This window comes from Agarivorans sp. (assembly GCF_050295395.1).
GTDB lineage: Bacteria > Pseudomonadota > Gammaproteobacteria > Enterobacterales > Celerinatantimonadaceae > Agarivorans.
The window spans coordinates 1-2,444 of sequence record NZ_JBNKPP010000030.1; the positions used below are offsets into that span (position 1 = coordinate 1).

Genomic DNA, 2,444 nt, shown 5'->3' on the forward strand with positions numbered 1-2,444 from the left:
AGCGACCAAATTTTTTGGCTGGCTTTACCAGCCTATGGTTAGGTTTATTAAGAGGAGGGCGATGTCGCCTTAATACTGCTTAATACCAAACCAAAATATGGTGGTTGCTACTGGGCTTGAACCAGTGACCCTCGCCTTGTAAGGGCGATGCTCTCCCAACTGAGCTAAGCAACCTAATTGTAAATTGGTGGTCGCTACTGGGCTTGAACCAGTGACCCTCGCCTTGTAAGGGCGATGCTCTCCCAACTGAGCTAAGCGACCAACTTGTGGAGGCGTATTATAGGGAGCTTCGCAGAGGTGTCAACGCAAATTTTAAGGAAACTGACTGCTTGCACAAATTCTCGGCAAAATGATGATTTAGCGAGCTTGTTAGTACTAAAAATAGTCAAACCGAGTGGTTTTAGCTTGGCGCTGTTGTCTAGCGAATTTTGATGGGTGTGGTAAAATCCGCGCAATTCAATTGGTCCAATTACTTAAACTAGAGAATCAACATGACAGTTCGTACTCGTGTCGCTCCTTCACCTACTGGTGACCCACATGTAGGTACCGCCTACATTGCACTTTTTAACTACTGTTTTGCCAAGCAACATGGTGGTGAGTTTATTCTGCGTATCGAAGATACCGACCAAGCACGTAGTTCTCGAGAGTCTGAACAAGCTATTTACGATAGCCTAAAATGGATAGGTTTAACTTGGGATGAAGGTCCTGATTGCGGTGGTGAACATGGCCCTTATCGTCAAAGTGAACGTAGCGATATTTATAAAAAATATGCGCAGCAGCTGATTGACGAAGGCAAAGCCTTTTACTGTTTTGCTACCGCTGAAGAGCTAGATGAAATGCGTCAGCAACAGATGGCAGAAGGCTTACAACCAAAGTATGACGGCCGAGGTTTAGCTCTTAGTGAAGATGAAATTAAAGCTAACTTAGCCGCTAACAAGCCTTATGTTGTGCGGATGAAGATCCCTGAAAGCGGTAGCTTCAAATTTAACGATTACTTGCGTGGCGAAGTTGAGATCCCATGGGAGCAAGTAGATATGCAGGTTTTACTTAAAGCCGATGGCCTACCTACTTACTTTTTAGCAAATGTTGTTGATGACCATCTAATGGGCATTACTCACGTATTTCGTGGTGAAGAGTGGCTAAACTCTGCGCCAAAACTATTGAAGCTATACCAAGACTTAGGCTGGGAAGCTCCAGTATTAGGTCACATGCCTTTATTGCGTAACCCAGATAAAAGTAAACTGAGTAAGCGTAAAAACCCAACCAGCATTAATTACTACCGCAAAATGGGTTTCCTACCCGAAGCGATGCTGAACTATTTGGGTCGCATGGGCTGGTCAATGCCTGATGAGCGAGAAAAGTTCACCCTTGCAGAAATGGTTGAGCATTTCGACATGAAGCGGGTATCGCTGGGCGGTCCGGTGTTTGACGTAGATAAGTTGAAATGGTTAAACGGTTTATGGATCCGCGAAGAACTTAGCGATGAGCAATTAGCGCAACGTTTGGTTGAGTGGGCATACAACCAGCAAACCTTGATGAGTATTCTGCCGCAAGCTAAGGCGCGTTTAGAAGTGATGAGTGACCTTGCGCCATTAGCTGGCCACTTTGTTTCTGGTATGCCTGAATATGACTCTGAGCTATTAAGTGCGGGTAAGTTAGAGCTTGAGCAAGTTCGCACCTTATTGCAATTGTTTATTTGGCAGCTAGAAGAGCAGCGTCATTGGGATAAAGACGTGGTATTTGCTGTCGCTAAGCAGTTGGCTACGCATTTAGATGTGAAGATCCGTGATTTTCTAGAACCTATATTTGTTGCCATTACCGGCAAAACTAGCTCTATCTCGGTGGTTGATGCAATGGCTATTTTAGGCTCAGATATGAGTCGCGCTCGTTTACGTTTTGCGCTTAACCAAATTGGTGTGAGTAAGAAGCAAGCGAAATCATTAGATAAAGCCTACCGCGCTTATAAAGCGACTTGGTAAGCACTAACATGATCCGTCCTAAGATAGGTTGACAGTTTTTAGGCCAGCTCCAGTAGCTGGCCTTTTCTATTATGCACCTGATTGGGCGTTTCCATATTTAAACTCAGATGCGGTCTCATTGTGTTGTATATCGCTATCGATTCTTTTACAAGTATCTTTAGTTCCTTAAGTGTCTTACATCGGTACAGTAAAAACTCCTGCTTCAGTATGCCGTTTATCCTTTCCGCTAACGCATTTTGATAGCAATCATAGCCGTCTGTCATCGACGGCTGAATTTGGTTTATCAGTAGTTCCTCCTGATAAACAGCCGAGCAGTATTGTGAGCCTCGGTCTGAGTGGTGCACCGCATTAGCTATATAGCGCTTATCCCTAACCGCCATTTTCAGGGCTTTCACTACGTTGTTTGCTTTCATGTCTTCACTCAAGTGATGCCCAACTATCTTGCGAGAACCCGCATCGGTCACT

2 protein-coding genes and 2 tRNA genes are annotated in these 2,444 nt (G+C 44.6%); 1 reads left to right on the plus strand and 3 read right to left on the minus strand.

The window, feature by feature from the left end; all coding sequences use genetic code 11:
- Positions 1–98 precede the first annotated feature (98 nt).
- Positions 99–174, minus strand: a tRNA-Val gene (locus ACQY6Q_RS02195).
- A gap of 11 nt (positions 175–185) precedes the next feature.
- Positions 186–261: transfer RNA gene (locus ACQY6Q_RS02200), tRNA-Val, on the minus strand.
- Positions 262–491: 230 nt separating this feature from the next.
- Between ACQY6Q_RS02200 and gltX the strand changes: the two genes are divergently transcribed.
- Entirely contained in the window at positions 492–1,979 is a 1,488-nt protein-coding gene (gltX, locus tag ACQY6Q_RS02205; protein WP_427977348.1) for a glutamate--tRNA ligase, read from the plus strand.
- Between the two features lie 38 nt (positions 1,980–2,017).
- Here gltX and ACQY6Q_RS02210 read toward each other — a convergent pair.
- A partial coding sequence (locus tag ACQY6Q_RS02210) for an integrase core domain-containing protein (protein ID WP_427977351.1) occupies positions 2,018–2,444 on the minus strand: 427 nt, incomplete at its 5' end.

Coding starts and splice junctions, on each gene's coding strand:
- gltX (WP_427977348.1), top strand. CDS start 492: ATGACAGTTCGTACTCGTGTCGCTCCTTCACCTACTGGTGACCCACAT.